This is a genomic window from Micromonospora sp. DT4, from assembly GCF_049841675.1.
Taxonomy (GTDB): domain Bacteria; phylum Actinomycetota; class Actinomycetes; order Mycobacteriales; family Micromonosporaceae; genus Micromonospora.
The window spans coordinates 425-8,106 of sequence record NZ_JBNCKT010000167.1 but is presented as its reverse complement, the minus strand read 5'-3'; the positions used below and the strand labels follow the sequence as shown (position 1 = coordinate 8,106).

Here is a 7,682-nt window from a genome sequence, read left to right as displayed (position 1 = left end):
AACACCACGACCGAGCGGTACCCGTCCACAGTCGTCCTGACCTTCGACTGCACCGACTGGGACGGCAACATCGCCGTGCATGACCCGGACGGCAAGGTCATCGGCGCTGTCCTGCTACCGCTTGACGAAGCCAAGAAGATCCTGGCGGCCTCCACGGCCGCCCGGCCCGAGATCGAACCCGTGCTGGCCTACCTCGATGGCGCCAGCCCCAGCCGGGTGTGGAGCTACCGCGACGATCAACCCGCTTATTGATCACCGTCGGGCGTACCTGGACAACTGGGAGAATCATGACGGTCACCCATGGTCTCGACGCGAGCACGGCAGCGCTCGACCCGCTCGGCGCCGACGCCGTGATGCGGTCACTGCCCCAAGCCAACATCGCGGCCGACACCGCATGGCTGCACACCCGAGCCGTACACCTCAGCCAGGATGCCGCCCGAATCCGCGATGCCGCCCCCGCTCGGGCGGCATTGCGTGACCTGGGTATGCTCACCGCCTCGCTCGCCCGCCATACCGGCCGAGGCCTCGCACCACCTGTGGTCGAAGCGGCGATGCTCCACCTGGGCAACATCGCCGACGAGGTACCACGTGAGACCGTCTACTCATACAGCACCCGCAACCCCCGCGGACCCAGGCGGCGTTCCTTCACCGATACGCCCGGCGAGCACCTCTTCATCAACGAGGTCTCCGCCGCCAGCTGCGGCCTCGACGCGGCAATTGAGCACTGCCGCTACCTGCCCGAGGCCGCCGACCAACACGAAGCCAAGGCCGCCGCCGCAATCGTGCACCACCACCTGCGGGCCTTTGCCGCCCACCTGGTGACCGTCAAACGTGACCTGACGCCGCAGTACTTCACTGGCCGCCTGCGCCCCTACTTCCCAGCGCTCACCATCGCCGGGCAAACCTACTACGCGCCTGGCGGCGCCCAGATGCCCCTGCTCGTGATCGATGTCGTACTGCTCAACCAAGCGGTCACCGGCGAGCTCGCCAGCTGGTTCGAGCAATACGTCGACGACAACGTCATCTACCTGCCGCCACACCACCGCGCACTCGTCGAACAGGCCCGTGGCAACCCGGGTCTGGCGCGACTCGCTCACCGATACCCGCACCTGCGCACCGCGACCGGCTTGCTCATCGACGATCTGCTGCGGTTCCGCCTGCCACACCGCCAACTCGCCCAGGCCAACATGGCAATACGCGATGAAGGTGCTCTCGGCAGCGGCGGCTACACGACTGACGCCCTCGATCAACTCGTGGCCGTAACCAAGCGCGCCCGTATCCTCCTCGACCCTGGGAGCACCGCGTGAACAGCCGCTCGATCGATACCGACTTCCCGACGTTTCCCCTCGGCGCAGTGCGGTCCACGCTGCCTGCCAGCCCGACGACTCCACCGCAGCCCGTCACGACGTGCGTCCGCGTGGCCTATCCGAGCCGGGTCAATGCCATGGCTCTGGACTCCAGCAAGATCGTGCCGAACGGGGACGGCACCTACCTCGCCGGTGAACTGCTCGTGGCGTGCGACCTGCCACGCCACGTCGAGGTCAGCATCGTCGACGACGGTCCCGCCGTCCAGACGACACCTGACTGCGCCCATCCCGTCCTGGCCCGACATGCGGCGTTACTGATCCGCACGGTGCTTGGGGTCCATGAGCGCCTACGCGTCCGGGTCACTGCCCCGGACCTGCCCGCCCACATCGGGCTCGGTTCCAGCAGCGGTCAGATAGCCGCCGTGGCCGCGGCAGTCAACGAGATCTATGGCCGTCCCATCCCCGCTCGCCGGCTCGTAAGGTTCCTCGCCCGCAACCACGGCGAGGAGATCGACGAAGACCTCCACCACCTTCTGCCTGTGCAATGTCTGGGCGGATCCGCCGCCGTCGGGCTCATACCCGGCGCCGTCCAGGTCATCGCCGGCGCTCAGGTGCCACTGCTACAGGCTCCCTTGCCCGACGGCATGCACATCGTGCTGGGAATGCCCCATGAACCCTTGAACTGGGACGCACGAGCAAGCCTCGCAGCCGAGGCACGGCATTTCGATGGATTCATCACGACCGGCCGCACACACGGACCTGAGATCGCCTACCGCCTCCTGCACAACGCCTGGCCCGCCCTCATCGACGGTGACCTGCGCCCGCTGGGGCACCTACTCTTCGACTACCGCTTCCGGATGGGAAGCATCGCCAACTGCGCGTTCTCCCATCCAGATCTCCTCATCACCGCCGCGAAACTCGAACACATCTTCAGTGACCAGCTTGCTGACGTCCTTACCCTTTCCTCGGTCGGCCCCACCTTCTGCGCCGTTACACGTACTCCGGGCCCGTGTGAGCAGGCGTTCGCGGACGCGGAACTGAGGACCCTGCGCTGCCGGCCGGCCAACAGCGGCTACAGCCTCCATAACGGAGCTCAATCGTGACGAGTGTACGACCGGCCCCTACCGGCAACTACTGGAACGATCCGAACACTGTCTCAGCCTTCGCTGCACTCTCGGCGCCTGTCTACCTGACCAACCTGCTCTGCAGTCCCGTACCTGACGGCGCCGTTGCGCTCGACGTAGGCTGCGGTACGGGCCGGAACCTGCCCAGTCTGGTGGCTGCAGGCTTCCGTGTCCTGGCCATCGATCTGCATCCCGGCATGCTGGATGAGGCCCGCGACCACCACGCCGGGCCGCGTGTCGCACTCGCCCGTGCGAATGTCACCAACATGCCCGTTGCCGATCAACGGGCCTCGCTGGTCGTCTGCCACGGTGTCCTACACAACCTTCATGACCGTGACGACCTCGGGGCCGCGTTGCGTGAGCTGCACCGAGTCCTCGCCGTCGGAGGCTCTCTGTCGCTGAACACATTCACTGCCGGGCACCTCGACCCATGTCTCGACTCACTCGGCGACGACGTCTACGTCCTACCGAACGGCCAATACATGACCCTGCTGACGCCCGACGACCTGGAGAGCCTTCTCCTCGGAGCGGGTCTGTCAGTGTGCGGCGACGTCACGCAGTACCTCAGTCCGGGCGAACCGGGCCAACGCAGCGTGTGGCGCGCCATCCTCACCCGGGTATAGCCCGTCGAAGGGAACACCGTGCTCCTCGTCGCCGCCATCACAGACAGTCCCAACGACCAGGACATCGCCTTCACCCGCATGCCAGACCCTCCCGGCGGGCCTCTGCTCGTCGTCGACGAACGCAGACTGCGCCAACAGGTGTGGCGCCGGCTCGACGACGGTCAGGAACCCTTGCCCGACGTATCTGCCGTCAGGGTCCCGTTGTGGGCCTGCCACGTCGATGCAGCGACGGGGCAGGCCACCTTCTACGCCACCACGCAGTGGCGTCCCGCCGCGGCAGTGCTGGTCGCCTTCCACTACACCCAGATGCCAACCGGCGTGCCCACCGACGTCACCGGATGGGCTCACGCCCTCGTCGGCGAGCGGGCCGGAATGAACTTCCCTGTACCGAGGCCCGGGAGACGGCCCTCGCAAGGTCCAGAAGTCGAAACCAAGATCACCCTCGGTGCGAAGATCAACCCGCTGGCTGTCGCCCGTATCCTGTTGGAGCACTTGTCGACCATCGGAACGCCCGTATCCGACAGCATCATCTACCGGCGAATCCTGCGATCGGAGATCTACCGGCCAGCCGGCTCCAGCCCGCGCGAGTACGCCGCACTGACGCCGCGCCCTGACGGCAGTTGGTGGGCGAAGGCAAAGTTCCTCCGTGATGGTCAACTCCACAAGAGAATCCGTCCTGCGACCGACCAAGAACACGCTCTGGCCCTCGTCAGCGATGCGCTCGGTCGCAGGCCTCTCGACAAGGTTGGCCAGCTGCTACGCAGCACCTGGGACGTTGCTTCACCAATGGACCAGGACGGCCACTGGTCAACCATCACGGTAGACACGAGCACCCTCGCCCCATACCTGGGAACGCTTCAGCAGGTCGAAATCGAGTACGGAGCGTGCCTCACTGCGGCGCCCGCAACCACCGGCTCTCCGCCGGTTCGCCGGGCCGTGGAATCGACAGCGGGCGCTGTCGCTGATGCGCTCTCAGCCCCCGGTATTCCCCATGTCCGATTTGGTCAGAGCAAGATCGAGCACTTTCTCAACAACGGGCGGATCGATGACTGCGATTGATGAAGTGATGCCCATGCTCGACGCCGTCCTGGCGGGTCGCGACGCGCCCGCCGCCCTCGATGCTTGGTGCAGGGAAGACGTCGCTGTAGAGCTCAGCGGGTTGGCCATTCAGCTCCGTGCGTCGTCCAGCACGACAGCGAGGTACACGAGGAGCCTGTTCACCCCGGGCAGCTCCTTGTGGAACGCGCATGACGAAGCCATCTCGTCCACTGCGACGATGCGAACCATCGCCCTTCCCACCAACCGCGTCATCGCGCTCGCCGAACGCGTCCGTCTACGCGCCGCAGGCGTCCCACGGCATGTCAAGATGCATGCCCAGGCTCCAGCCAGGTGGCATCGAACTGCTGCCGGCCCGGTGCTCGTCACCGACACCGGTGCGGCGATAGCCCCTCAGGTGGTAGCTCGGCACGCCGACGGCTACACCGTGATCACGGTCGACGATGCGGACGCGGCGATGAATGCCGCCCGGCACCTCCGCGAGATCGGCTACCGGCGGGCCGAGAACGACGGCTGGGTCTGCCTACACGCGTCAGCTGCCACCATCGACGGCCGCGGCATCTTGTTCGTAGGCAACTCCGGCGCCGGCAAGTCCAGCCTCGCCCTCGCCGTCGCCGCTGCCGACGACGGAGCTTTCCTCTCCAACGACCGCACCATGATCGCGATATCTCCGGACGCCGCTCCGCGAGCCGTCGCGATGCCCGGACCCATCCGACTCAACGGCGGAACGCTGAGCGCTCTCGGCTTGAGCCACGCCAGCCGGTGGAACCTTGCCCGTCCCAAGCCGGCATCTGGCTCGGACTGGCAGAGCTTCCAGGGGAGCAACAAGCTACACATCTTGCCCGAGGAGTGGCGTGAGCGCACGGGCACGCCGCTGTTATCCAGTGCGACAGTGGAGCTCATCGTCTTCCCACAGGTCATCCACGGTAACCACAAGATCGACTCGTGTTTGACTCCAGTCGGCCGAGCTCGGAGGTTTTTGGCGGCCCAGTGCATGTCACCCGGGGACGACATCTACGTGTGCGACTGGTTGAGTATCCGCCACAGAAAGACCGACGAGCAGGCCGCCAATTCTGCCGCTGTGCTCGACGCGCTTGCGCGCCGACCCGCCATGGACCTCCGCTTCGGTACCGATACTCCGTACCGGAACGTGACGGCAGCCATCATGGATCGACTAGACGCACTGTCACGCACATGAAACAGATTCCTGCCAAGAATCGGCTCCTAATCCTACCGGGTGCCGTAATCAAGATGTACCGCGAAGCATGGCGAGCCGAGAACGAAAAGGATGCTCTGCGGCGCCTCGGCGACGCTGGCATATTGGCGCCGTCCGAGCGAGGCTCCGGTCGTATCGGCAGTCGGAAGTTTCTTGTAATGAGCCGGCTGCGCGGATCGACGACGGGCGGAACTGAGGAGGCGGGAAGGCGAATAATTGCTTATCTGCGATCTGTGCATGAGCTCGGCGGGCCCGGCTTTGGCCGGCTCTGTGCGCCGCTCATGCCACGATGGAACGGCTATGTCCGTCAACGCCTGGTCTCCTACCGAAAAGTATTCGTCAGCCAAGGGCTTAACGAGGTCGCAAACACCGCTGACGCCGTTGCCCATCTACGACTACCCGAACCACCCATGCCATCTTTGTTGCATAATGACCCAGAGCCGGGAAATTTCCTCGAAGGTTCTGCCGGCATCGCGGGGCTCGACTGGGAACTGGCCATCTACGGCGATCCGGACCTCGACTACGCCAGGGTCGGCTGTACGCTTGGAATCCGTCCAGCCCGATTAGTCGATCTTCTTGATGATCAAGGGGTTGCGTTCAACGAGCAAGCGCTGACTATTTACCGTCGCGTTCACTTGCTCGGTCGTCTCATGTCGTCGATCACCGCCGCTCCACCAGATATGGCGGCTGCTCGGCATTGCCTAGGGGAGTTGAGAGCATGCGTTGATGACTATACGTAATTTAGGGTTCGCTACGGGGAATTGTGGATTCGGCCAACTATGCCTAGTTTGGAGAAGTTATGTTGGAATTAGCCGGAGGTGACCCTTCAGTCAAAGCTTCTTGCTCGCCGCAGGAACCTTGTCATCACGGTTATCCGCCGGTCGACTTTGACCGTTACCGAGTGGTGCTCTTCGACTGGGACGGAACTCTCGTCAACAGTCACCCCATCAACTTTCGCGCGCTGTCTCAAGCCTGTGAGCGATGGGGACTCGATCTCCGGGAAGAGTTCTATGCCTCTCGAATAGGAACTTCTGGTGGCGAGTTGATCTCAGAGCTTGCTGGAGTCGCCGGTATCGTTGCACCAGTCGAAACCATCGTTACCGAATGTATCGATCGGATTGTCGAGAGGGCATCCGGCCTGGAAGTCTTCGCTCCAGTCGTCGAACTCGCGATGGGCTTCCATGGAGAAGTCCCGTTGGCTCTCGTCTCGGGAGGCGCTCGTAGAGTCGTCGACGCCGGCCTCGAAGCCACTGGCCTGCGGCGTCTGTTCGACTATTTGGTAACCGGAGAGGATGCCCAGCGCGGAAAGCCCGATCCGGAATTGTTTCAGCTCGCCGCGCGCCGACTGGGCGCTGCACCTTCGGCCTGTCTCGTTTACGAGGACTCGCCTGAAGGCATTCAAGCGGCCGACGCGGCCGGCATGCACGTTGTGAACGTCCACTGTTTTCGCCGCCGCAGTGCAGGATCGGCGACCCGGTAGCTGTTCCGTATTGACAACAACATTAGCCCTCCCGACGCCGACTTCCTGGAGCATGCGCTGGTGGTTATCGGACGACGCAGATTGGCTGGCCGCCTGCTACGCCTGCAGTTCTGCACGGCTCCGGGCGAATTCCTTGCCGTAGCTGGCGATTATCTGGCCGCCGACCCGGTGGTCAGCACGGTGGTGACCACCGTCGCGCACCGGCTGTTGGCGCAGCAGGCCGATGGGATCGCGCAGCCCGACCGCAACTGGTGGTTGGTGGTTAGAGACGCATCCGGCACGATCGTCGGTGCCGGTATGCGAGCGGCGCCGTTCGCACCCTACCCGCCATTCCTGCTGCCGATGCCCGACGAGGCGGCCGTGGCCTTGGCTCGCGCGCTGCACGAGCGCGGGGATGAGGTGCTTGCGGTCAACGGGGCCGTTCCTGCCGTTGCGCTGTGCGCCGCCGAGTTGACCCGCCTTGGCGGGGGCAGGGCCCAGGTCAACCAGCACACACGGCTGCACGAACTCGGCGAGCTGGCTTGTCCGGTGCCCGTGTCCGGCAGACTGGAGCTCGCGGCCGAGGAGGACGTCGAGCTGGTCATGGAGTGGTTCGGCGCGTTCATGGGCGACGCCGACGAACAGGCGGGCCGCCAACGCGGTGCCAGCGCGCACGAAGTGCCCGACCGTATGGAATTGCTGCGCCGGCTGCGGGCCGGGCAGCTGTGGTTCTGGGTCGACGGGACTGGAGAGCGGGTGCACCTCACCGGCGCCAACCCACCATCGTTCGGCGTCGCGCGCATCGGCCCGGTGTACACGCCGCCAACCCACCATCGTTCGGCGTCGCGCGCATCGGCCCGGTGTACACGCCGCCAACCCACCATCGTTCGGCGTCGC

The 7,682-nt window shown here is 65.0% G+C and carries 8 protein-coding genes and 1 pseudogene; all 9 read left to right on the top strand.

The annotated features are described in order from the left end of the window. A pseudogene (locus ACLQ24_RS27440) lies at positions 1-252 on the top strand (NUDIX hydrolase); the annotation flags it as partial. Next, positions 249-1,307, top strand: coding sequence for a monodechloroaminopyrrolnitrin synthase PrnB family protein (locus tag ACLQ24_RS27435; RefSeq protein WP_425894634.1), 1,059 nt, complete (start codon positions 249-251; stop codon positions 1,305-1,307). The pseudogene ACLQ24_RS27440 and the gene ACLQ24_RS27435, both read left to right, overlap by 4 nt. Continuing rightward, positions 1,304-2,410, top strand: a complete 1,107-nt coding sequence (locus tag ACLQ24_RS27430; RefSeq protein ID WP_425894633.1) for a hypothetical protein — start codon at positions 1,304-1,306, stop codon at positions 2,408-2,410. The genes ACLQ24_RS27435 and ACLQ24_RS27430 overlap by 4 nt, the downstream gene beginning before the upstream one ends. Continuing rightward, positions 2,407-3,054, top strand: a complete 648-nt coding sequence (locus tag ACLQ24_RS27425; RefSeq protein ID WP_167363390.1) for a class I SAM-dependent methyltransferase — start codon at positions 2,407-2,409, stop codon at positions 3,052-3,054. Before ACLQ24_RS27430 ends, ACLQ24_RS27425 begins: the two co-directional genes overlap by 4 nt. 18 nt (positions 3,055-3,072) lie before the next feature. Next, positions 3,073-4,113 (top strand): hypothetical protein, encoded by a 1,041-nt coding sequence (locus ACLQ24_RS27420; RefSeq protein ID WP_425894631.1) that lies wholly within the window; start codon positions 3,073-3,075, stop codon positions 4,111-4,113. Positions 4,114-4,126: 13 nt separating this feature from the next. Next, entirely contained in the window at positions 4,127-5,308 is a 1,182-nt protein-coding gene (locus tag ACLQ24_RS27415; protein ID WP_425894630.1) for a hypothetical protein, read from the top strand. Beyond that, positions 5,305-6,066 (top strand): phosphotransferase, encoded by a 762-nt coding sequence (locus ACLQ24_RS27410; protein WP_425894629.1) that lies wholly within the window; start codon positions 5,305-5,307, stop codon positions 6,064-6,066. The genes ACLQ24_RS27415 and ACLQ24_RS27410 overlap by 4 nt, the downstream gene beginning before the upstream one ends. A gap of 59 nt (positions 6,067-6,125) precedes the next feature. Then, positions 6,126-6,806, top strand: a complete 681-nt coding sequence (locus ACLQ24_RS27405; RefSeq protein WP_425894628.1) for an HAD family hydrolase — start codon at positions 6,126-6,128, stop codon at positions 6,804-6,806. Between the two features lie 60 nt (positions 6,807-6,866). Then, a partial coding sequence (locus ACLQ24_RS27400; protein ID WP_425894627.1) for a hypothetical protein occupies positions 6,867-7,682 on the top strand: 816 nt, incomplete at its 3' end.